This is a genomic window from Nonomuraea fastidiosa (genome assembly GCF_042751225.1).
GTDB lineage: Bacteria > Actinomycetota > Actinomycetes > Streptosporangiales > Streptosporangiaceae > Nonomuraea > Nonomuraea fastidiosa.
Genome location: NZ_CP170570.1, coordinates 1004122 through 1024115, shown reverse-complemented (window position 1 = coordinate 1024115; position 19994 = coordinate 1004122). Strand labels below are relative to the sequence as shown.

The following is a 19994-nucleotide window of genomic DNA, read 5'->3' as shown; positions in this document are numbered from 1 at the left end:
CCCGCGCCGGGCTCACAGGCCCGGCGCGGGGACTCGCGGGCACCCGCCGGAGGGCGGCGGGCGATGTTGTGGGAAGGTGAACCGCGTGACGCTGACCAATTGGGCTGGAAACACCACATTCCACGCGAAAGAAGTCCATCATCCGACGTCCCTCGACGAGCTGCAGCGGCTCGTCGCGGGCAGCAGCAGCGTACGGGCGCTGGGCAGCGGCCACTCCTTCAACCACGTCGCCGACACCACCGGCGACCTGGTGGTGCTGGACCGCATGCCCGAGCTCGTGGAGATCGACAGCGCCGCCGCCAAGGTGCGCGTCGGCGCCCGCATCACCTACGCCCAGCTCGCGCCGCTGCTGCACAAGGCCGGGTTCGCGCTGGCGAACATGGCCTCGCTGCCGCACATCTCCGTCGCCGGCTCGGTCGCGACCGGCACTCACGGCTCCGGCGTCACCCAGCCGGGCCTGGCCTCCGCCGTGTCCTCGATCGACCTGGTCACCGCCGACGGCTCGCTGCTGACGCTCTCGCGCGGCGACGCCGACTTCCCCGGCGCGGTCGTCTCGGTGGGGGCGCTCGGCATCGTCACCTCGCTCACGCTCGACCTGGTGCCCGCGTTCGAGCTGCGCCAGTACGTACGCGAGGGACTGACCCCCGACGCGCTCGCCGACTTCGACGCGATCATGGCGAGCGGCTACAGCGTCAGCCTGTTCACCGACTTCCGCGACACCCGCGTGTGGCTCAAGCGCGAAGACGAGCTGACCGACCCCGACTGGTACGGCACCACGCCCGCCGACGGCCCGCGCCACCCGCTGCCCGCCATGCCGCCGGACACCTGCACCGGCCAGCTCGGCGTCCCCGGCCCCTGGTACGACCGGCTGCCGCACTTCCGCGCCGACTCCCCGCCCAGCGGCGCGGGCGACGAGCTGCAGTCGGAGCTGCTGCTGCCCAGGGAGCACGCGGTCAAGGCGCTGCGCGAGCTGTTCGCGATCGGCGACCGCATCCGCCCGGCCCTGCAGATCTCCGAGATCCGCACCATCGCCGCCGACGAGCTGTGGCTGAGCCCGTTCAACGGCCGCGACACCGTCGGCATCCACTTCACCTGGGTCAGGGACGTCGACACCGTCATGCCCGTGCTGGAGCTGGTCGAGCGGACGCTGGCGCCGTTCGACCCGCGGCCGCACTGGGGCAAGCTGTTCACCCGCTTCCCCGAGTGCCCGCCGCGCTTCAAGGAACTGGCGCGCAGGCTCGATCCCACGGGCAAGTTCGGCAACGCGTTCACCCGCGTACTGCTGGGGGAGTAGCGCACCCGCGCGGGGCTGCGCCGCATGACGTAGCCCCGCACCGGTCCGCGAGACGATGTGCCGCGCCCGCCCGTCGGCGATCGTGAAGGGCATGACAGACCACCCCTTCAGATTCGGCGCCGTCGGTGGGCGGGCGCCCGATGCCGCCGCGTGGACCGGCCTCGCCCGCAGGGCCGAGAGCCTGGGATACGACACGCTGCTGGTGCCCGACACGCTCGGCACGTTCTCGCCGTTCCCCGCCCTGGCCGCGGCCGCCGCGGCGACCACGACCCTGCGCCTCGGCACGTACGTGCTGAGCGTCGCCAACCGCACCCCGCGCGCGGTCGCGTGGGAGACCGAGACCCTCCAGACGCTCAGCGGCGGCCGGTTCGAGCTGGGGCTCGGGGCCGGGCGGCCGGACGCCGAGCAGGACGCGGCGGCGCTCGGCGTGCCCTACGGCACCCCGGGCGAGCGCGTCGAGCGGGTCATGCGGACCATCGACGCCGTCGGGAACACGCGGATCCTGGTGGCCGCGTCAGGCCCCAAAATGCTGCGCCTGGCCGCGCAGAAGGCCGACACGATCGCGCTCGGCCTGCCGGTCCACTACACCGAGGAGCAGGTGGCGGCCAGGCTGGACGAGCTGTACGAGCTGTCCGGCGACCGTTTCCACGACCTGGAGCTGGCCATGAACCTGGCCTTCGCCGGCGAGGACCCGCCCGGCTGGGTAGCAAGCCGCTTCGGGCTCACCGGCACCGGCGTGCTCATCGGCACGCCCCAGCAGATGGCGGACACGCTGCTGCGCCGCCGCGACAGCCTCGGCGTGTCGTACGTCTCGGTGAACGCCCAGTGCATGGAGGCGTTCGCGCCCGTCGTGGAACGCCTGGCCGGAACCTGACAGGAGTTGACAGGTAAGCCTGCCAGGCTGTCCTCATGACCCGGATGACAGCCAAAGGGACTTTCGATATCACCGTCTGGACGCCGCAGCCGCCGGTGCACGAGCGCGACGGCGTCACGATCCAGCTCGTCACCCTCAACAAGACCTGGCACGGCGACCTGACCGGCAGCAGCGTCGTCACCATGCTGACCGCCACCACGCCGGTGGAGGATTCGCGCTCGTACGTGGCGATGGAACGCTTCGAGGGCACCCTGCACGGCCGGTCGGGGTCGTTCGTGGTGCAGCACGACGGCGTGAGTGACGCGGGCGCTCAGTCGACGCTGGTCAGGGTCGTGCCGGAATCGGCGACCGGCGAGCTGCGCGGGCTCAGAGGCCAGATCGGCATCTCCATCGCCCCCGACGGCACCCACTCGTACACCTTCGACCACACGCTCTGAGCGCATCTTCGGCCGCACGTTCCGAGCCGCCCCGCCGTACCGAACAGTGGCGGTAAAACCGGTGGCCTCTCGGGCGCCGCCCGTGAAACGGTCGAGTCCTGATGATCCGATGGAACGAGGCAGGACACGAGCGATCGGCGCCCTGGCGATCCGTGCTCGGCGCGCCGCCACCCGCCCGCGTGGTCGTCGCCGACGACCGCACCAGAGCCGCCACCGCGTATCGGCTGGCCTGCGAGGGCACCGCGCTGCTGTGGCGCGGCGACTTCCACAACGCGCGGCAACTGCTGGCCGCGATGGGGCGGCGCGGCAAGCCCGCCGCCCCTGGCAGCGACTTCCACCGCTACCGTCAGGCCCGTGCGCAGCGCGCCCGCACCCTCGGCATGCTGCTCATCCCGTACGACGCGGGTCACGTGGTGCCGCTGCGCCGCGCCCCCGACGTACGGGCGGCCTGCGCCGCCGTGCACGGCCCGCACGCCCCGCCCGCGGTGGGCCCGCTGCGCGAGCTGCTCGGCCTGATCGGCGCGCACGAGTGGCGGGTGAAGGGCGTGCACGTGCCCGCGCTCGGCGCCCGCGTCCACCCGCACTACGGCGTCTTCTCCCCGGTCAGGAGCGAGTACGTCGACCTGGTGGCGCAGGCGCCGCTGCCCGGCGACCGGCTGGCCTTCGACATCGGCACCGGCACAGGCGTGCTCGCGGCCGTGCTGGCCAGGCGCGGGGTGCGCCGCGTGGTGGCCACCGACCTCGACGCGCGGGCCGTCGCGTGCGCCGGCGACAACCTCGGCAGGCTGGGGCTGGCCGACCGGGTCGAGGTGATGAAGGCGGACCTGTTCCCGCCCGGCCGCGCGCCGCTGATCGTCTGCAACCCACCGTGGCTGCCCGCCAAGCCGGTCACGCCGCTCGACCACGCGGTCTACGACCCGGGCGGCCGCATGCTGCGGGGCTTCCTGGACGGGCTCGCCGAGCATCTGGAGCCCGGGGGCGAGGGCTGGCTCATCATGTCGGACCTGGCCGAGCACCTGGGGCTGCGCGGCCGGGGCGAGCTGCTCGCGGCGTTCGAGCAGGCGGGCCTGCGGGTGGCCGGCCGCCTCGACGTGACACCGCGCCACGGACGTTCCCGTGATCCGGACGACCCGCTGCACGCCGCCCGCGCGGCCGAGGTGACCTCGCTCTGGCGGCTGCGCCGCTGACCGCCGCTGTCTGCCCGGGTCCCGGACGCGTGGCCCGGCCGCCTGGTATGGCCGGACACCGGCCCCGGCGCGCCCGCATGTTAGCCGGGGCCTCTCCGCGGCAGAGGAGACGTATGCATATTGCGGGAGTACAGACCGTTTTGCCCGAACATCGTTACGGGCAAGCGGAGATCACCGAGGCGTTCTCCCGGCTGACCGACTGCGACGAGGAGCTGCTTCGCCGGTTCCACGCGGCCACCGGCGTCCAGGGCCGCAACCTCGCCCTGCCCCTCGCCGACTACGCCAAGCTCGACTCCTTCGCGCGCGCCAACGACGTCTACGTCGAGCGCGCGCTGGAGCTCGGTGAGCAGGCACTTGCCGGGGCGCTGCGCAAGGCGGACATCCCTCCTGAGAAGGTCGATCTTCTGCTGTTCTGTTCGACCACCGGGCTGTCCACGCCCTCGCTCGACGCCAAGATTGCCCAGCGGATCGGGCTGCGGCCCGACGTCAAACGGGTGCCGGTGTTCGGGCTCGGCTGCGCCGCCGGCGCGTCCGGGCTGTCCCGCCTGCACGACTACCTGCGCGGCTGGCCGGCACACGTCGCCGTGCTGGTCTGCGTGGAGCTGTGCTCCCTGACCATCCAGCGTGACGACACCTCCATCGCGAACCTGATCGCCAGCGGGCTATTCGGCGACGCCGCCGCCGCGGTCGTCGCCACCGGGCGCGGGCCCGGCCCCGAGGTGGTCGCCACCCGCAGCCGCCTGTATCCCGACACCGAGCACCTCATGGGCTGGAACGTCGGCGACCACGGCTTCCGCATCATGCTGGACGCCGACCTCACCTCCTTCGTCGAAGAGGTGCTCGCCGCCGACATCAAGGCGTTCCTCGCCGACTACGGGCTGACCACCGACCAGGTCGCCAACTGGATCTGCCACCCCGGCGGGCCCAAGGTCATCGAGAAGATCGTGGACACGCTCGGCCTGCCGCCGAAGGCGCTCGACGTGACCTGGCGATCCCTGCGCGAGCACGGCAACCTGTCGTCGGTCTCCGTGCTCCACGTCCTGCAGGAGACCCGGGCCGGCCCGGCACGCCCGCCGTGCTGATGGCCCTCGGCCCCGGCTTCTCCGCCGAGCTGCTGCTGCTGCACTGGTGAGCGCTTATCTCGTCCTCGTCGGGCTGGTCGTCCTGGAACGGCTGGCCGAGCTCGTCGTGGCCCGGCGCAACCTCGCCTGGGCCCGCGCGCGGGGCGGCGTCGAGTACGGCAGGGGGCACTACCCGTTCATCGTGCTCCTCCACGTGGCGCTGCTGGCCGCCGCGCCCGCCGAGGTGTGGGCTTTGCACCGGCCCTTCCTGCCCGCGCTCGGCTGGCCGATGCTGGCCCTCGTCGTGCTGGCCCAGGGGCTGCGCTGGTGGTGCATCCGCACGCTCGGGCACCAGTGGAACACCCGCGTCGTGGTGGTGCCCGGCCTGCCGCTCGTGGATCGCGGGCCCTACCGGTGGTTCCGGCACCCCAATTACGTGGCCGTGGTCGCCGAGGGCATCGCGCTGCCGCTGGTGCACACCGCCTGGGTGACCGCCGTGGCGTTCACCGCCGTCAACGCCGCGCTGCTCGCCGTCCGCATACGCGTCGAGGAGCGGGCTCTGGCACTCTGAGGTGCCATGGACGAAGTGCTGACCATGATGCGCGAGGCGGCCGGACGTACCGCCGACCTCGTCGAGAGCGTGTCCGGCGACGAGCTCTCGCGACCCACGCCCTGCTCCGAGTACGACGTCAAAGGGCTGATCAACCACCTGGAATGGGCCATGACCCTGTTCGAGTCGGTGGGGGAGGGCGGCGGGTTCCCGCCGCAGAAGGAGTACACCGGCGACTTCCGCGCGCGGGCCGAGCGCATGCTGGCCGTCTGGGAGCGTCCCGAGACGTGGGAGGGCACGTGCGAGGCCATGGGCGGCCTGCCCAAGACGACGCTGGCCCGCATGGCGCTGACCGACCTCGTCGCCCACGGCTGGGACCTCGCCAAGGCGACCGGCCGCGACTTCCAGGCGTCGCAGGCGGCGGTGGAGCTGCTGGTGGAGTTCGTCGCGCAGCAGGCGCCTGTGGGGCGGAAGATGGGCGCGTTCGGGCCCGAGGTGAAGGTGGCGGACGACGCTCCCGCGTTCGACAGGTTCCTCGGCCTCATCGGGCGGGACCCGGCCTGGAAGCCGTGACGCACTGAACGGGCCGTGGCCGCCTTGCGCGCGGGCCGCGATGCTGAGCGGCGCCGTGTCACGGCGCCGTCCCCTTCTCGCGGGCTCGCCGCCTCAGGGATCTCACCCGTCACAAAGCATCACGTGCTGATCGCGGTTTGTGCTCGCTTGTATCACCGGCCCGGCCGGGCTGTGCGGTATTCCGTCGTACGGCTCGGAGGTGTTGAGATGAAATTTCGGCCTTTAGCGGCGAGCATCGGCCTGGTAGCGCTCCTCGGCCTGGCGGCCTGTGGCGGTGGCGGCGCCACGAGCGGCGACACCAGGCCCGCGCCGGCCCGGCAACCGGGCGTACCGGAAAGCCGGATGACCGCCACGACCGCACCCGATGAGCAGAACGAGCGGGACGAGCAGGAGACCACGACGGCGCAGATCTCCACGTTCGCGCTGGACGTGGACACCGCCTCGTACGGCTACGCCCGCCGCGCGCTCGAGGAGGGCCGCTGGCCCGCTCCCGCCGAGATCCGGCCAGAGGAGTGGGTCAACGCCTTCAGGCAGGACTACGCGCAGCCCTCCGACGACGGCTTCACCGTGCACATGGACGGCGCCATGCTGCCCGGCCGCGACGAGGCCGTGATGCGGGTGGGCCTGCAGACCCGCGCCTCCGACCCGGCGGCCCGCCGGCCCGCGAACCTCACGTTCGTGGTGGACGTGTCCGGCTCGATGGCCGAGCCGGGCCGGCTCGACCTGGTGAAGGCGGCGCTGCTCAAGCTGCTCGACCAGCTCGCGCCCGGTGACCAGGTCTCCATCGTGTCCTTCAGCGACGACGCCGACGTGCTGGCCAGGATGACCCCGCTCACCGCGAGGGACGAGCTGCGCGCCGCCGTCGGCGAGCTGGCCATCGGCGGCGGCACCGACCTGGAGTCCGGCCTGGTCGCCGGCTACCAGGAGGCGGCCAAGGCGTACCGGCCGGCCGCCACCAACCGCGTCATCGTGCTCTCCGACGGCCTGGCCAACCAGGGCGACACGCAGTGGCGGTCGCTGCTCGACCGGGTCAAGGACTACGCGGGCAGGCAGATCACGCTGCTCACCGTCGGCGTCGGCCGCGAGTACGGCGACGAGCTGATGGAGCAGCTCGCCGACAATGGCGACGGCATGGCCGTGTACGTCAGCACCCAGGAGGAGGCCGACAAGCTCTTCACCACGCAGCTTCCCGCCACCATCGAGCTGCGCGCCCGCGACGCCAAGGCCCAGGTCGTCTTCAACCCCTCCGTGGTGGAGAGCCACCGCCTCATCGGCTATGACAACCGCACCATCGCGGCCGAGGAGTTCCGTGACGACGCCCGCGACGGCGGCGAGATCGGCCCCGGCCACTCCGTCACCGCCCTGTACGCGGTCAAGCTCAAGCCCGGCGCGCGCGGTCAGGTCGCCCAGGCCACCGTGCGCTGGCAGGACCCCGACACCAGGGAGGCGTCGGAGGCGAGCGAGACGCTGTCCTCCGGCGACCTGGCCGGCGACCTGTGGGGTGAGGCGTCACCCCGGCTGCAGGTGAACGTCGTGGTGGCGGCGTTCGCCCTGTACCTGCGCGACAGGAAGGCGTTCGGCATGGACTTGCCCGAGCTGGCGAAGCACGCCTGGCCTTGCGCCCGTGACCGAGGATCCGATGGTGTCCGAGCTGGCCACGCTCATCGAGAAGGCCAGGTCGATCGCATGATTCCGGTCCCGGGGTTCCGGCTCCTTGCCGGGGCCCCGGGAAAAGGCGTGCAGAGAGGGTCTCAAAGTCGGATACACTCGTACAGGCACGCGGGGCTATGGCGCAGTTGGTAGCGCGCCTCCATGGCATGGAGGAGGTCTGGGGTTCGAATCCCCATAGCTCCACAGCGCGTGACGAGGCCGCTCCCGGGGTTCGGGAGCGGCCTTTTTCACGCCTTCTCTTCGGCGGCCGCGGCCCGTACGTGGTCGGCGGCGCGGAACGTGCGGCGGTAGGCGAGCGGCGCGACGCCGACGGCCGCGTGCAGGCGCTGGCGCAGCGAGACCGCCGTGCCGAAGCCCGCCCGCCTGGCCACCTCCTCCACGCCCAGGTCGGTCGTCTCCAGCAGGTGCCTGGCGTGGCGGACCCGCTGGCCGGTCAGCCACTTCGCCGGGCTCTGCCCGGTCTCCTCGCGAAAGCGCCGGGTGAACGTACGGATGCTCATCTTGGCGTGCTCGGCCAGCGCGGCGAGGTCGAGCGGGGCGTCGAGGTTGGCGAGCATGTACTCACGGGTGGCCGCCGTGCCGCCGCCGGCCTCGTCGGGCAGCGGCCGGTCGATGTACTGCGCCTGGCCGCCCTCGCGCCACGGCGGCATCACGCACCGCCGGGCCGCGGCGTTGGCCACCTCGCTGCCGTGGTCGCGCCTGATCACGTGCAGGGCGAGGTCGAGCCCGGCGGCCACGCCGGCCGACGTCAGCACGTCGCCGTCGTCCACGAACAAGACGTCGGGGTTGAGCGCGACCCGCGGGAAGAGGCGAGCGAAGCGCGGCGCCTCGGCCCAGTGCGTGGTGGCCGCAGGCCGTCCAGCAGCCCGGCCGCCGCCAGCACGAACGAGCCCGTGCAGATCGACATGACGCGGGGCCGCCCCTGCAGCGCGGCGCGGAGCGTGCCGGAGATCGTGCCATCCCGCAGCACCGCACCGCCGTGGACGCCGGGCACCACCACGGTGTCGGCGGTGTCGAGCACGTCGAGGTCGTGGTCGGGCAGCACGGTGTAGCCGGCCTCGCAGCGTACCGGCATGCGGCCCTCCGAGCAGGTCACCACCTCGTACAGGCGCTCGCCCGACGGCGTGCGCGCCGCATGGAAGACCTGGCCGGGCACCCCGAGGTCGAGCGGCGCGAAGTGGTCGAGCACCAGCACGGCGATGCGATGAACCATGGCCGGATTCTTGCACATATTGGCTTTCCGGCCACTCGTGGCGATGCGCGGTGATCCTCCAGGATGTCCGCATGACTGTGCGCACCACCCCCGCCACCCGCCGCAGGGTGCATCGGGCCTGGTACGTGGCGGCCGTCGCGTTCGTGGCCATCCTGGGCGCGGCCGGCTTCCGCGCCACCCCCGGGGTGCTGATCACCCCGTTGCAGGAGGAGTTCGGCTGGTCGGCGGGCACGATCTCGTCGGCGGTCTCGATCAACCTGGTGCTCTACGGGCTGACCGCGCCGTTCGCCGCAGCCCTCATGGACCGCTTCGGCATGCGCCGCGTGGTCGCCGCCGCGCTGCTGCTGATCGCCGCGGGCAGCGGGCTGACCGTGCTCATGACGGCGAGCTGGCAGCTCCTGCTGTTCTGGGGTGTGCTGGTGGGCCTGGGCACGGGGTCGATGGCGCTGGTGTTCGCCGCGACGGTGGTGGACCGCTGGTTCGTCCGCCACCGGGGGCTCGTCACGGGCGTGCTGACCGCCGCGGGGGCCACCGGGCAGCTCATCTTCCTGCCCCTGCTCGCGCACCTCGCCGAGGGGCCCGGGTGGCGCGTCGCCTCGCTGACCGTGGCAGGGGCGGCGCTGGCCGTGGTGCCGTTCGTGTGGTGGCTGCTGCGCGACCGTCCCGAGGAGGTCGGCACCACCGCGCTCGGGGCGGAGCCCGGCGCCGTGCGTCCCGCGCCGCCCACCGGGGTCAATGCGGCGGTCAGGGCCGTCACCGTGTTCGCGAGCGCGGCGCGTACCCGCCCGTTCTGGCTGCTCGTCGGCGGCTTCGCGATCTGCGGCGCCAGCACGAACGGCCTGGTCGGCACCCACTTCATCCCCGCCGCTCACGACCACGGCATGGCCGAGCCGGTCGCCGCGAGCCTGCTCGCCGTCATCGGGATCTTCGACATCGTCGGCACCGTCGCATCCGGCTGGCTCAGCGACAGGATCGACCCCAAGGTGCTGCTCGGCGTCTACTACGGACTGCGCGGCCTGTCGCTGATGGTGCTGCCCGGCCTGTTCGCGGCCACCACCGAGCCCAGCATGCTCATCTTCATCGTCTTCTACGGTCTCGACTGGGTGGCCACCGTGCCGCCGACCGTCGCCCTGTGCCGGAAGATCTACGGCACCGACGGCGCCGTGGTGTTCGGCTGGGTGTTCGGCTCGCACCAGGTGGGCGCCGCGATCGCCGCCGTCGGCGCCGGACTGACCCGCGACCACCTGGGCGCCTACGACCTCGCCTGGTACGCCGCGGGCGCCCTGTGCCTCCTCGCCGCCGGCATGTCACTGGCCATCGGGCATGCTAGAGGGCGATGAACGCCGAGCTTTATGTGTTGCCGCTGGTCGTGCGGATCGAGCGCGCCACGCCCCCCGAACGCACCGATGCCCTGGAGGCCGCCGCCAAGGCGGTGCTCGACCTGCTGGCCGACCCGGGGGAGTGGGCCGCCGAGGTGCACGCCTGGGAGGCGACCGGGAAGATCCGCAAGGTGGTGCGCAGGGCCAGGGGCGCCGAGTGGCGCCGCGCCGTCGCGCTGCCCGGCCGTACGATCGAGCACCGCACCGCCGAGGTGCGCGTGCACCCGCCCGTGCCGCTCGACGGCTGGCCCCGCGACCTGGCCAGGCTCCAGGTCAAGGGCACCGAGCTGACCGACACCGTCGCGCCGGGCCCCGCCGAGCCGCCCATCCTGTGGGAGAACCCGGCGCTGGAGATGTCCGCGGGCAAGGCCATGGCGCAGGCCGGGCACGCCGCCCAGCTCGCCTGGTGGGCCAGTGACGAGGGCGAGCGGGCGGCCTGGCGGGAGCAGGGGTTCCCGGTGACCGTGCGCAAGGCGGAGAGCCCGGCCGCGTTCGAGGCCATGGCGGCGGCCGGGCTGCCGGTGGTGCGGGACGCGGGGTTCACGGAGATCGAGCCGGGCTCGTGCACGTTCGTGGCCGACGCGCCGTGGCTGGCCGGACGGGTGGCCCGACCCTGAGGCTGATCGAGGAGGGTGGCCGCTTTCTGCCCCGACCAGACCGAAAAGGCGCCTTTCCGGAAACGCCAAGATTGCACTTCGGTAGCTTCATGGGCGCAATGCCGGGATATGTCGTACGCTCCCGTCGTGCCACATGGGGAAGATGAGGTCAAGGGTTCCCAAGTGAGACCGCCCGTGCGTCGCGGGATCCCGGCTTCTCCCCCCAAACGCTCCCGCATCGGTGACATTCGGATGCGGGTGGTGTACCGGGGGCTGGCCGTGGCCGGCGCCGTCGTGGTCGTCGCCGCGACGCTGGCCGTGGTGCTCCCGTCCGAGCCGGACGAGGTCGCGGCGGGGCCGGTTACCGCGCCGCCGGCCGCACCGTCCTCGTCCGGCTCCGCACCTGTGCCCCCGCCCACTGCGTCTCCGTCGGCCACTCCCGTCAAGGAGCGGGCGACGCCGCGTCCGGGCACCTCGCTCGCGCCCGGCTACACGGCCATGGAGGCCCTGTACGCCGACCCGCGCGTGCCCAGGCTGACCCGCTCCGTCAAGCGCATGCCCCTGCGCTCCCCGGGCAAGCGCTTCATCAAGGACCGCAGGGCCTGCTGGTGCCGAGGCTGCCCCGGCCGTGGAAGAGGTACGGGGCGGCGCCGTTCACCACCAAGCAGGTGCTGCCCAAGCAGCGCGGCACCGCGTTGCGCGGCGTCTTCGTCACCTGCCCCCTTCCGATCATGAAGCAGAAGTCCCCGCGCGACACGGCGCTGCTGGCCGCCCGCTGGACGCTCAACCACCACCCCAAGGGCTCGCGCATCACCTGGCTGGCCTCCCAGCCGGTCAAGCGCGGATGGATGCTCGCCTACCGCGTCACGTACGGCAAACACAGCTCCCGCGCCGCCGTCGTCGTGGTCGACGGGGGAATGAGCAAGCCGGGACTGGCGTTCGTGTCAGTGCCGGATTCGCAGCGCAAGCAGTGGCGCGACATCGGCCGCGTGGCCTCAGGGGTGCGTGTTCTAGGCTAGAAAGATCATGAAAGCGGCGATGTTGGGGAGTGACGCCGTGGAACGCTCTGGACCGCCGCAGGCGCCGAATAAGGGCAAGGGTAAACCGCCCTGGCGTTCGGAAGGCCTGCCCGGCACGCCCGGAGGCCGGCCCAAGATCAATTGGTGGCGCTTCATCGTCACCTTGCTCGTGGTGTACGCGGGTTTCTTCGTCGTGTCGTCGTTCGTCGACAGCGGCTCGGTGGAGACGATCTCGTACACCGAGTTCACCAAGCAGGTGAACGCCAAGAACGTCAAGGACATCTACGCCCAGGGCCTGTCGGTCGAGGGCGACCTGCGCACGCCGGCGAAGAACCCCGAAGGCGGCGCCACGTACACGCGCTTCGCCACCGAGATCCCTGCCTTCGCCAACACCGACCAGCTCGACGAGCAGCTCGCCAACGGCCAGGTGGAGATCACCTCCAAGCCGATCACCCGCGGCTTCTTCTCCAACCTGCTGCTGTCGCTGCTGCCCGTGCTGCTGTTGGCCGGCCTGTGGATCTGGATCATGCGGCGCGGCGCCAGCATGATGGGCGGCGGCCTGGGCGGGCTCGGCAAGTCGAAGGCGGCCAAGCCCGTCGACGCCAACCAGGTGCGGGTCACGTTCGAGGACGTCGCGGGCATCGACGAGGTCGAGAACGAGCTCGTCGAGATCGTCGACTACCTCAAGGACCCCGCCAAATACCGCAGGCTGGGCGCCAAGCTGCCCAAGGGCGTGCTGCTCGCCGGCCCTCCCGGCACCGGCAAGACGCTGCTGGCCAGGGCGGTCGCCGGTGAGGCCAAGGTGCCGTACTTCTCCGCCAGCGCATCCGAGTTCATCGAGATGATCGTCGGTGTGGGCGCCTCGCGGGTGCGCGACCTGTTCGAGGAAGCACGCAAGGTGGCGCCGTCGATCGTGTTCATCGACGAGATCGACGCCATCGGCCGCGCCAGGGGCGGCGCCGGCGGCATCGGCGGCCACGACGAGCGCGAGCAGACGCTCAACCAGATCCTCACCGAGATGGACGGCTTCTCCGGCGCCGAAGGCGTGATCGTCATCGGGGCCACCAACCGTCCCGAGATCCTCGACCCGGCGCTGCTGCGTCCCGGGCGCTTCGACCGTACGGTGCAGGTGGGCCTGCCCGACGCGGCCGGTCGCACCGCGATCCTCGCCGTTCACACGCGCGGCGTGCCGCTCGACGGCGAGGTCAGCCTCGAACAGATCGCCAAGACCACGCCCGGCATGACCGGCGCCGACCTGGCCAACCTGGTCAACGAGGCGGCGCTGCTCGCCGCCAAGCGCGGCCGCGAGAAGGTCACCATGTCCGACTTCGCCGACGCGCTGGAGAAGCTGCAGCTCGGCGCGGCCCGCAGCATCGTCATGCCGGAGGAGGAGCGCACCCGCACCGCCTACCACGAGGCCGGTCACGCGCTGCTCGGCATGCTCCAGCCCGGCGCCGACCCGGTCAGGAAGATCTCCATCATCCCCCGCGGCCGGGCGCTCGGCGTCACGCTCTCCACCCCCGACACCGACCGCTACGCCTACGACGAGCAGTACCTGCGCGGGCGCATCACCGGCGCGCTCGGCGGCATGGCGGCCGAGCAGGTGGTGTTCGGCGTCATCACCACCGGCGCCGAGAACGACCTCGAACAGGTCACCATGATCGCCCGTGGCATGGTGGGCCGGTGGGGCATGTCGGAGAAGGTCGGCCCGCTGACCATCCTGCCCAACGACGGCCAGCAGCCGCAGGCGTCGCCCGTCACGCTCGCCATGGTCGACGAGGAGGCGCGGCGGATCGTGGACGAGTGCTACGAGCGCGCCGTTCAGATCCTCACCGACAACCGCGACAAGCTCGAGGCCATCGTGGGGGCGCTGCTCGAGCACGAGACGCTGGACGAGACCGAGGCGTACGCGGCGGCCGGGCTGCCGAGGCCCGACGAGGACGGCAAGCCGGACGCCTCCGGCGGCGAGGGCGACAAGCCGGCCGCGTCCTCGGACGGTGACGGTATGTCTCCCGCGTCCCCCGACGGGGACGGCAAGCAGACCGCCTCCGCCGACGGGGACGGGAAGCCGGCGGCCGCCTCCGACGTGAACGGGAAGCCGGCCGCCTCTTCGCGCCCGACGGCCTCGCCGCAGCACTCGCCCGCGGAGGTGCGGCGCACGGCGGCGGAGGGGCGCTGACGTTTGCCGCAGGGCTCTGCTGACGGGTTGCCTCAGAGCTCTGCTGACGGTCGCCGCACGCTCTGCAGACGGTTCCCGCAGGGCTCTGAGCGACGGCGTGTCCTTTCCAAAATTTAGGACATTCCGGACGTTGCTTGGAGTCCTGCTCGGGAACGTTTCCCGAGACAAGTGTGATCGGGGGACCGTCGTGACACTTAATGACGAGCTTCTCGCCGGACTCGGAGCCCCAGGGCTGGAACAGATCGCGGGGATGCTCGGTACCGACCAGCTCACGGCCCGCAAAGTCACCGAAGCCGTGTCCGGAACGATCGTGGGCGGCCTGGCGTACAACGCCGCACACCCGGACGGCGCCGACGCCCTGCGCGGAGCGCTCGACGACCACATGGACGCCGACCCCTTCAACGGCGATGTCGCCTCTCTGACCCGCGACGGACACAGCATCCTCGGTCACATCTTCGGCGCCCAGGCCACCGAACGGGCCGCCGCCCGGCTCGCCCAGCTCGCCGGCGTCGGCTCCGCGCGCATCATGAAGCTGATGCCCCTGATCGCCCCCATGATCATGTCCCTGCTCGCCAACCGGGCCGTCGAACGCGGTATGGACTCCGCTGCCCTCGCCGACGACCTCGACCGCGAGCGGACGTCTCTCTCGGGCGGGCTCGGAGAGCTCATCGACGAACTGCTGGGCGACGTCCTCGACGGGAGCGGCATGCCGCGGCCGCCCGCGCCGTACCCGGCGTATCGGACGGAACGGGAAGTGACGCCGGGGAGCACGTACAACGCGGACTGGTGATCGTTCGCGTGCTGTTCGTTTTCCGGATTCTCCCTACAACCCCGACTGGAGCTTCCACCTCGACCCCGACACGATCTCCTTCTTCGACCTCACGACGGAGGTCTGCGACGCCGGCACCCAGTACGTGGAGGACCACCTGGACGAGGTCGGGGGCGCGTTCCTGCCGGGCAACGTGTGGTGCCCGTGGCGCTCCCACCTGGTGGAAGAGGTCAGCGGCTCCTGAGGGCGCTTCGTAGCGACTGACGGCGCGGCACTTTCGATGGCCGGGAGTGCCGCGTTCTTCATGTTTGTCTGGGCCGGTGTGCCGCGCGCTCGTTCCGGCTCGTGCGACGCGTTCGTTCTGACTGGCGTGCCGCGCTTGATTTGGCCGGCGTACCGCGCTCATCGCGTTGAGCCCACCAGCACCCGGCCGCTTCCATCGCCTCTATCGCCGGGCGCAGGGCTCGGTGCCCCGCGAAGCCGCCTCCAACGCGTCCATCGCCGGGCTCGGAGCGCGGCGTGCCTCGAAGCAGCGTCTATGAAGCAGCGTCCATCGGCCCGGCGTGGTGCGTCCCGAAGCCGCTCCATCGCGGGCTCCCGGTGCGGCGCGCTCCCGAACCACCGCCTCGCCGACCGCGCGAGGAAGCCGGGTTCCGGTGCGGCCCCTGCCCGGAGCCGCCGCCCGCGCCTCGTATTGGTGCCCGGAGCCGCCGCCCGCGCCTCGCGTTGTTGCCTGCAACCACGCGAGGCGCCATCACGCCGCAACTGGCACCTGCGGCCCGCCTCATCGCCCGCACCGTCTGGCCGCACGCACGCTCGCCTGCCCGCGCCACGCCGACGTTGATTCACCGATCTGTGCGGTCGCCTCGTCGTTCGGTGGCATCGGCGACCGTCTCTCCTGGGCCGTGGGTGCTGGGGCGGTTCGCTGCGGGATGGACGACCCGCCCGGGTGGCTGCTTGACAACGAGGGCCGGGAGTGACATGGGGCCGTCCTGCGGCCGGTAGGCTGTTGTGGTGATCGTTCTGGCTTCAGCCTCCTCCGCACGCCTGGCTCTCTTGCGCAGTGCCGGGCTCGACCCGAAAGTGATCGTCAGCGGCATCGACGAGGATTCCTACTCCGCCTATTCTCCCGCCGCGCTCAGCCTGGTGCTGGCCAAGGCGAAGGCGGAGGCGGTGGCGAGCGGGCTCGACGAAGGACTGGTCATCGGCTGCGACTCGATCCTGGAGCTCGACGGCCGCCCGTACGGCAAGCCCGCGACCCGCGAGGAGGCCATGGAGCGGTGGCGCCTCCTGCGCGGCCGCACGGGCCGTCTCGTCACCGGTCACTGCGTCATCGACGTCGCCGCGGGCCGCCAGGCGGCCGAGGTCGGCACCACGGTGGTGCGCTTCGCGCAGCCGTCCGAGGAGGAGATCGCCGCGTACGTCGAAACCGACGAGCCGCTCAACCTGGCCGGGGCGTTCAGCATCGAGGGACGCGGTGGCTGGTTCGTGGACAGCATCGAAGGCGACCACGGCAACGTGCTCGGGATCTCCCTGCCGCTGCTGCGCGAGCTGTTCGCCGAACTCGGTTACTCGATCACGTCGTTCTGGCGCTAGCCTGCCGGGCATGCGAGCAGTGCGTGATTTCACCGGCGGGGTCGGCTTCTTCTTCGAAGGGCTCGGGTGGGTCGCCAGGCATGGCAGATGGTGGCTGTTCGGGCTGATTCCGGCGCTGATCGCGTTCGCGGTCTACGTGATCGCGTTAGTCCTCCTCGGGACGAACGCCTCCGACCTGGCCACGTTCCTGACGCCGTTCGCCGATACGTGGAGCTGGCGGGAGATCTTCCGCGGGGTGGTGGCCGTCGCGCTGGTCCTGGGCGGGCTGGCGGTGGCTGTGCTGACGTTCACGGCGGTGACCCTGACCATCGGCGACCCGTTCTACGAGCGGCTGTCGACCGAGGCGGATCCCTTGGAGTCGGAGGACGACCAGCCGTGGTGGCGTACGCTGCCGCGATCCATCCGCGACAGCCTGGTGACCCTCTTCTACATGCTGCTCTTCACGGTCCCGCTGTTCTTCCTGGGGTTCGTGCCCGTGGTCGGCCAGACCGTGGTGCCGGTGCTGGGTGCGCTCGTGTCCGGGTTCTTCATGACCGTCGAGCTCACCACCTTGGCGCTGGAACGTCGTGGCATGGCGCGCAAGGAGCGTTTCGCGTTGTTGCGGGCTAATAAGGCCAGTGCGCTGGGGTTCGGGGTGGCGGTCTTCGTGCTGTTCCTGGTGCCGTTCGTGGCGGTGATCGCCATGCCGGCGGCGGTGGCGGGGGCGGCTCTGCTCGTACGGAACCGGTTGGCGCCTGTCGCCTGACCTGCGTACGGGGGCCTTGTCCACCTGCGTACGGGGGCCTTGCCCACCTGCGTACTGGGGCCTTGCCCACCTGCGTACGGGAGTTCTGCCTATCTGCGCGCTGCGGGCGACGAGGCCGCAACCCGTGATCCACAGCAAAGAGTCTGAGACCACCTGATGGCGCGATGCCCGCGGTGCGGGCGATGAGGCCGTAAGCCGCTATCCACAGGGTCGCCTCGCGCCTCTTCCGTCGTCCACAGAACCGCATTCGGCCAATCCAGAGCCTTCGCCGCCCGGCACCCTATGGGGCCATGACGACGAACCGCTCGCCTCGCCCGGCCTCTCGTACCCCCATCACCTCCAGCTCACCATCGGCGTTCGTCCCGGCGCCACGCTCGCCCATCACCCGTGCCTCCACACCCACCACGGAAGTCACCGGCACGTGGGGCTTTACACCCTCAGCCCTGGAGAGCTCGGAGCTCAAGACCGCAGCAACCGCGAAGACCGTCCAAGACGGGCCTGCCGCGGAGACCTCAGAGCCCGACACCTTCAGTCCTGCTGCCCTGTACCCCAACAGGACCGACACCCGCAGAGCCGAGTCCGACAGGACCGACGCCGACGGGCTGGATGCCGACTGCCGTGACATCAACGGGACAAGCACCGACAGGGCGGACACCGACGGGCAGGAAACCGACCGCGGGGACGCCGTGATGACGGACACCACCGTTATGAAGACGGCCGGCTCGGACGCGAGCGGCACGAGGACGGCCGGCTCGGGCGCGAGTGCCACGAGGACGGCCGGCACGGACACGAGTGCGAAGAAGGGAACGGAGGAGGGCAGCCCGGACGGTGACATCTCCGACCCCTTCAAGTTCTCGTCCGAGCCGTGCCTGACGCTCACCTGCCCCACCGACATCCTGGCCGCCGTCCCCTACCTGGTGGGCTTCCACCCCGCCACGAGCCTCGTCGTGGTCGGCCTGGCGAACGGGCGCGCCAAGATGGTGGCCAGGTGGGGCCTGCCCTTCCCGCCCGGCACCCTCAACGCGATGGCCCCGCTCATCGACCGCGAAGAGGTCACCGACATCGTGATCGTCGGCTACGGCCCGGGTGACCTGGTGACACCGGCGGTCGACGAGGCCAGGAACCTCGCGATGGCGACCGGCGTGCACGTGGGGGAGGCCCTGCGGGCACATGAGGGCCGCTACTGGTCCTACATCTGCGACGTACCGACCTGCTGCCCAGCCGAAGGCACCCCTTACGACCTCTCGACGAGTCCGATCGCGGCCGAGGCGACCGTACACGGGCTGGTGGCCCTCCCCAACCGCGAAGCGCTCGAACGTACCGTCGCCCCTGTGACGGGCCCCGTGCGGACGGCCATGCGCAAGGCCACGTCCGAAGCGATCGCCGGCTTCAGAGCGGACCTCATGGCCGCCCGCGACCTCGACACCTTCGCCCGGGACTTCGTCGCCGACGGCTTGGCCAGGGTCCGCTCGGCCCTGGAGATTCATACGGGAGGAGGCCGGCTCAACGACGAGGAGGCGGCGAAGCTGGGCCTGGCCTTGGCGGTCATGAGAGTGCGAGACGAGGCATGGACCCTCATGCACGAGTCCCACGCCGCGCTCTGGAGAGACCTGACCCGCCGCCTGGAGCCGCGCTTCGTACCCCCGGCCGCGTCCCTGCTCGCCATGGCCGCCTGGCGCGCCGGCGACAGCGTCCAGGCCACGGTCGCCCTCGAACGCGCCCTGACCACGGACCCCGGCTACTCGATGGCCAACCTGCTCATGCACGCACTTCACAACCTGCTCTCCCCGTCCATCCTGCGCGACCGCCTCCCCACCCCTGCAGAACTGGACACCGCCATGGGCCCCGTCAGCCCCGCCTGGCTCCTCCCCCTGATCAACCTCCTGGACGAAGAAGGTCCAGACCCCACGGAGTAACGCACCTCGCCAGGGGCCGAAGGTACGCGCTCAAAGCCACCCACCTCAGCACCCGGCTCACCCCTCAACACACACCGCGAGGCACGGTCGCCTAGGAGCCCGCAACCCATCACCACGCAGCCACGCCGACGTCCGACTGTCACGGCACGAGGTCGCCGACGACAGCTGGCCTTCGGCCGCGCACCCCTGCATGCGGGAAGAAGGGCCGACGTCCGACTGTCACGGCACGAGGTCGCCGACGACAGCTGGCCTTCGGCCGCGCACCCCTGCATGCGGGAAGAAGGGCCGACGTCCGACTGTCACAGCACAGGTCGCCGACGACAGCTCGCTTCCGGCCCCGTCCCCGCCCGCATGCGGAAGGAAGGTCTGCATGATCACCCGTTGGACCGCCTGAACAAGGAGGTCGAACGTCGCACCGCCGTGTTCGGCATCGTCCCCAACCCCCGAAACACTGCTGCGGCTGGGCCGGTATCCCCTCACCCGCCATCCTCAGAGCTACGTTCCTGTGTCTCAGAGGCTGATCGCGGTCCCCTCGGCTGGGGTGTGTCCCGGCGTCATCTTTGGCTGGAAGGCGTCCCGGCATCGCCATCGGCCGGGAAGCGTTCCGGTACCGCCGTCGGTTGGGTTGTGTGCCTGCCGCGCCATCCGCTGGGCTGCATCCCCATGCAGCCTTCATCAAGCGGTGGCTTTCGCTGCCTGTCGCTGGGCGGTATCCCCGTCTGCCTGTCGCTGGGCGGCACCCCGTCTCCCCGGCGGCTGGGTGGCACCCCGCTCCCTGGCCGCTGGGTGGCATCGTGGTGGGCGCGTTTGCTGGGCGGCCTCCTCGTGTCCGCGTTCGCTGGGTGACGCTGCCGGGCCGTCGTCCCACTACGGCATCGCCCGTACCGGGTTGTGCATTGCCGACGTTCTGTTCCTCAGGGTGCGGTCGCTGGCGG

General features: G+C 71.4%; 19 protein-coding genes and 1 tRNA gene. 17 read left to right on the top strand and 3 right to left on the bottom strand.

From position 1 onward, the window contains the following. The first annotated feature begins 85 nt into the window (after positions 1–85). The 9 genes from ACFMQL_RS04560 to ACFMQL_RS04520 all read left to right on the top strand — a co-directional run bounded on the left by ACFMQL_RS04560 (position 86) and on the right by ACFMQL_RS04520 (position 7830). Positions 86–1294 carry an FAD-binding protein gene (locus ACFMQL_RS04560; protein WP_378784673.1) on the top strand — a complete coding sequence of 403 codons (1209 nt, stop codon included), beginning with the start codon at positions 86–88 and terminating at the stop codon, positions 1292–1294. Between the two features lie 91 nt (positions 1295–1385). Then, entirely contained in the window at positions 1386–2168 is a 783-nt protein-coding gene (locus ACFMQL_RS04555; protein WP_378784672.1) for an LLM class flavin-dependent oxidoreductase, read from the top strand. Between the two features lie 44 nt (positions 2169–2212). Next, the gene (locus tag ACFMQL_RS04550) at positions 2213–2605 is read left to right on the top strand and encodes a DUF3224 domain-containing protein (protein ID WP_364067076.1); all 393 of its coding nucleotides are present in this window, start codon (positions 2213–2215) and stop codon (positions 2603–2605) included. Positions 2606–2706: 101 nt separating this feature from the next. Next, on the top strand, positions 2707–3792 hold the full coding sequence (locus ACFMQL_RS04545; RefSeq protein WP_364067075.1) for a methyltransferase: 1086 nt from the start codon (positions 2707–2709) through the stop codon (positions 3790–3792). Positions 3793–3932: 140 nt separating this feature from the next. After that, a complete protein-coding gene (locus ACFMQL_RS04540) occupies positions 3933–4874 on the top strand; it encodes a type III polyketide synthase (protein ID WP_378784671.1) in 942 nt (313 codons plus the stop codon). Between the two features lie 46 nt (positions 4875–4920). Further along, the gene (locus ACFMQL_RS04535; protein WP_364067072.1) at positions 4921–5424 is read left to right on the top strand and encodes an isoprenylcysteine carboxylmethyltransferase family protein; all 504 of its coding nucleotides are present in this window, start codon (positions 4921–4923) and stop codon (positions 5422–5424) included. Positions 5425–5430: 6 nt separating this feature from the next. Next, a complete protein-coding gene (locus tag ACFMQL_RS04530) occupies positions 5431–5976 on the top strand; it encodes a TIGR03086 family metal-binding protein (RefSeq protein WP_378784670.1) in 546 nt (181 codons plus the stop codon). A 207-nt stretch (positions 5977–6183) separates the two neighbouring features. Then, positions 6184–7779, top strand: a complete 1596-nt coding sequence (locus tag ACFMQL_RS04525; protein ID WP_378784669.1) for a von Willebrand factor type A domain-containing protein — start codon at positions 6184–6186, stop codon at positions 7777–7779. Further along, positions 7758–7830 (top strand) — tRNA-Ala (locus ACFMQL_RS04520). Before ACFMQL_RS04525 ends, ACFMQL_RS04520 begins: the two co-directional genes overlap by 22 nt. 44 nt (positions 7831–7874) lie before the next feature. Here ACFMQL_RS04520 and ACFMQL_RS04515 read toward each other — a convergent pair. After that, positions 7875–8417 carry a GlxA family transcriptional regulator gene (locus ACFMQL_RS04515; RefSeq protein WP_378790132.1) on the bottom strand — a complete coding sequence of 181 codons (543 nt, stop codon included), beginning with the start codon at positions 8415–8417 and terminating at the stop codon, positions 7875–7877. After that, complete coding sequence (locus tag ACFMQL_RS04510; protein ID WP_378784668.1) at positions 8396–8860, bottom strand: DJ-1/PfpI family protein; 465 nt, start codon at positions 8858–8860, stop codon at positions 8396–8398. Before ACFMQL_RS04510 ends, ACFMQL_RS04515 begins: the two co-directional genes overlap by 22 nt. 71 nt (positions 8861–8931) lie before the next feature. On the opposite strand from ACFMQL_RS04510, the gene ACFMQL_RS04505 reads away from it, so the two are divergent. From ACFMQL_RS04505 to ACFMQL_RS04475, 7 genes are all read left to right on the top strand, one after another. After that, on the top strand, positions 8932–10200 hold the full coding sequence (locus tag ACFMQL_RS04505; RefSeq protein ID WP_364067067.1) for an MFS transporter: 1269 nt from the start codon (positions 8932–8934) through the stop codon (positions 10198–10200). After that, a complete protein-coding gene (locus ACFMQL_RS04500; protein ID WP_364067066.1) occupies positions 10197–10856 on the top strand; it encodes a peptidyl-tRNA hydrolase in 660 nt (219 codons plus the stop codon). Before ACFMQL_RS04505 ends, ACFMQL_RS04500 begins: the two co-directional genes overlap by 4 nt. A gap of 587 nt (positions 10857–11443) precedes the next feature. Beyond that, complete coding sequence (locus tag ACFMQL_RS04495) at positions 11444–11854, top strand: hypothetical protein (RefSeq protein WP_378784667.1); 411 nt, start codon at positions 11444–11446, stop codon at positions 11852–11854. A 19-nt stretch (positions 11855–11873) separates the two neighbouring features. After that, entirely contained in the window at positions 11874–14033 is a 2160-nt protein-coding gene (gene ftsH / locus ACFMQL_RS04490; protein ID WP_378784666.1) for an ATP-dependent zinc metalloprotease FtsH, read from the top strand. Positions 14034–14163: 130 nt separating this feature from the next. Then, the gene (locus ACFMQL_RS04485) at positions 14164–14823 is read left to right on the top strand and encodes a DUF937 domain-containing protein (protein WP_364067062.1); all 660 of its coding nucleotides are present in this window, start codon (positions 14164–14166) and stop codon (positions 14821–14823) included. Between the two features lie 993 nt (positions 14824–15816). Continuing rightward, positions 15817–16398 carry a nucleoside triphosphate pyrophosphatase gene (locus ACFMQL_RS04480; protein ID WP_364067061.1) on the top strand — a complete coding sequence of 194 codons (582 nt, stop codon included), beginning with the start codon at positions 15817–15819 and terminating at the stop codon, positions 16396–16398. Between the two features lie 10 nt (positions 16399–16408). Then, positions 16409–17143, top strand: a complete 735-nt coding sequence (locus ACFMQL_RS04475; RefSeq protein WP_364067059.1) for an EI24 domain-containing protein — start codon at positions 16409–16411, stop codon at positions 17141–17143. Positions 17144–17423: 280 nt separating this feature from the next. On the opposite strand, the gene ACFMQL_RS04470 is transcribed toward ACFMQL_RS04475, so the two are convergent. Further along, positions 17424–17843 carry a hypothetical protein gene (locus ACFMQL_RS04470; RefSeq protein ID WP_378784665.1) on the bottom strand — a complete coding sequence of 140 codons (420 nt, stop codon included), beginning with the start codon at positions 17841–17843 and terminating at the stop codon, positions 17424–17426. Between ACFMQL_RS04470 and ACFMQL_RS04465 the strand changes: the two genes are divergently transcribed. Then, complete coding sequence (locus ACFMQL_RS04465) at positions 17833–19059, top strand: DUF4192 domain-containing protein (RefSeq protein WP_378784664.1); 1227 nt, start codon at positions 17833–17835, stop codon at positions 19057–19059. The two genes, ACFMQL_RS04470 and ACFMQL_RS04465, sit on opposite strands and share 11 nt — an antisense overlap. Positions 19060–19994: the final 935 nt, after the last annotated feature.

Excerpts from the sequence above, each read along its gene's own strand:
- ACFMQL_RS04550 (WP_364067076.1), top strand. The coding sequence starts at position 2,213 with ATGACAGCCAAAGGGACTTTCGATATCACCGTCTGGACGCCGCAGCCG.
- ACFMQL_RS04510 (WP_378784668.1), bottom strand. The coding sequence starts at position 8,860 with ATGGTTCATCGCATCGCCGTGCTGGTGCTCGACCACTTCGCGCCGCTC.
- ftsH (WP_378784666.1), top strand. The coding sequence starts at position 11,874 with ATGTTGGGGAGTGACGCCGTGGAACGCTCTGGACCGCCGCAGGCGCCG.
- ACFMQL_RS04475 (WP_364067059.1), top strand. The coding sequence starts at position 16,409 with ATGCGAGCAGTGCGTGATTTCACCGGCGGGGTCGGCTTCTTCTTCGAA.
- ACFMQL_RS04505 (WP_364067067.1), top strand. The coding sequence starts at position 8,932 with ATGACTGTGCGCACCACCCCCGCCACCCGCCGCAGGGTGCATCGGGCC.
- ACFMQL_RS04555 (WP_378784672.1), top strand. The coding sequence starts at position 1,386 with ATGACAGACCACCCCTTCAGATTCGGCGCCGTCGGTGGGCGGGCGCCC.
- ACFMQL_RS04525 (WP_378784669.1), top strand. The coding sequence starts at position 6,184 with ATGAAATTTCGGCCTTTAGCGGCGAGCATCGGCCTGGTAGCGCTCCTC.
- ACFMQL_RS04530 (WP_378784670.1), top strand. The coding sequence starts at position 5,431 with ATGGACGAAGTGCTGACCATGATGCGCGAGGCGGCCGGACGTACCGCC.
- ACFMQL_RS04545 (WP_364067075.1), top strand. The coding sequence starts at position 2,707 with ATGATCCGATGGAACGAGGCAGGACACGAGCGATCGGCGCCCTGGCGA.
- ACFMQL_RS04500 (WP_364067066.1), top strand. The coding sequence starts at position 10,197 with ATGAACGCCGAGCTTTATGTGTTGCCGCTGGTCGTGCGGATCGAGCGC.
- ACFMQL_RS04465 (WP_378784664.1), top strand. The coding sequence starts at position 17,833 with ATGACGGACACCACCGTTATGAAGACGGCCGGCTCGGACGCGAGCGGC.